Origin of the sequence: Parabacteroides acidifaciens (genome assembly GCF_003363715.1) — a bacterium.
Lineage (GTDB): Bacteria > Bacteroidota > Bacteroidia > Bacteroidales > Tannerellaceae > Parabacteroides > Parabacteroides acidifaciens.
Window position 1 is genome coordinate 1 of record NZ_QREV01000137.1, and the last position, 644, is coordinate 644.

The following is a 644-nucleotide window of genomic DNA, read 5'->3' on the forward strand; positions in this document are numbered from 1 at the left end:
TCGGATGACAACAGAGAAAATGAGGTGCCGAGCCCATCCCCAAAAGCGTACAATTTGATTATCGGAAACCGGAAACAACAGCAAAGTGATAAACCTCAACTCCCGGAGAATCGAATATTTGCAGACGAAGGCGGACTGCGTTCCAAATATCCCAAGGAAATTTTAGGGGCTTGTTGTTGTGAGGTGCGCAGAAAATAGTCTTTAAGTAACGCTTCATCGCTCTGAAGGTTGACTTCGTACTATATGAAGTCAACCTTCAGGGCAATAAAGTTCCGGATCAGAGCGATAAAGTCCCTCTTCATGGCGATAAGGTGCCGGATCATAGGAAAAAGCGCCTTTTTGACGGCTGAAAAGTGGGTTGACATTTGTTTTGTTTCGGATGTTTTTTGAACCTGAAAAATCCGTTTTTTACAATAAGCCCTCTGCCGTAGGCTCTCTTTTGCCGTTTCGTTTCAACGAACGGTTTTGGAGCTTAGAGGCAGAGTCTCTTTAATAGGATTACTTGTAGATATTTGGAAGAGGATTCAAACCCACAGAGGAATCCGGCAAAGCCGGGTGTTTATCAACCCGTTGATTTCAGAGACTGTGTGAAAAAGGCTTATTCTCCAATCAGATCAATACGCAGCCACGTTGTTTTTTGAAAA

Annotated in this window: 1 protein-coding gene; it reads left to right on the forward strand. The window is 43.5% G+C overall.

Features of this window, described 5'->3' with window-relative positions:
- Positions 1–198 (forward strand): hypothetical protein (locus DWU89_RS20965; RefSeq protein WP_208642499.1); only part of this gene is annotated, 198 nt, incomplete at its 5' end.
- Between the last annotated feature and the right edge of the window lie 446 nt (positions 199–644).